Here is a 467-nt window from a genome sequence, read left to right as displayed (position 1 = left end):
GTCCCCAATCCCGGTGCAGCGCAGAGTAGTAGTCATAGGCGATCAGCGGCCCCAGCCACAGCACCAGGCCGAGGACGCCGTCGCCCAGGCCCTCGGCAACGCTGATGCATATCGACAGCAGGGGCGAGTACCGCCGCGGAACGGGGTCCGACTGCAAACGCGCGTAGAAGTAGCAGAAACCTATGGCGGACAACGCGATGCTGGTCAGATCCGCGATCACCGGGTTGACCAATGACGCGACGTACCACCGAGTCAGGTAGAGCAGCCATGGCGTCGCCAGCATCAGCACCGACGTCACCGGCGGTGACAGCACCACCCGGGCCGCCCGTGACCCGAGCACCGTGTCGATTCGCGCGCGGCCCTTCGGGCTCGAGGACTCGCGCAGAGCGGTCACCGGCCGGCCCAACGCCAGCAGGAACGGCACCACGTACAGCAACAGCAGCACCTGCAGGGCCCGCCCCCAGAAC

1 protein-coding gene is annotated in these 467 nt (G+C 67.5%); it reads right to left on the bottom strand.

What is annotated here, in order from left to right:
* On the bottom strand, positions 1 to 467 hold a 467-nt coding region (locus RNB18_RS51545), incomplete at both ends, for a cytochrome c oxidase assembly protein (protein WP_311721001.1).

It is taken from the genome of Streptomyces doebereineriae, assembly GCF_031845645.1.
Lineage (GTDB): Bacteria > Actinomycetota > Actinomycetes > Streptomycetales > Streptomycetaceae > Streptomyces > Streptomyces canus.
Note: the sequence above shows the minus strand (reverse complement) of the source record. Positions and strands in the feature narration are given on the sequence as shown.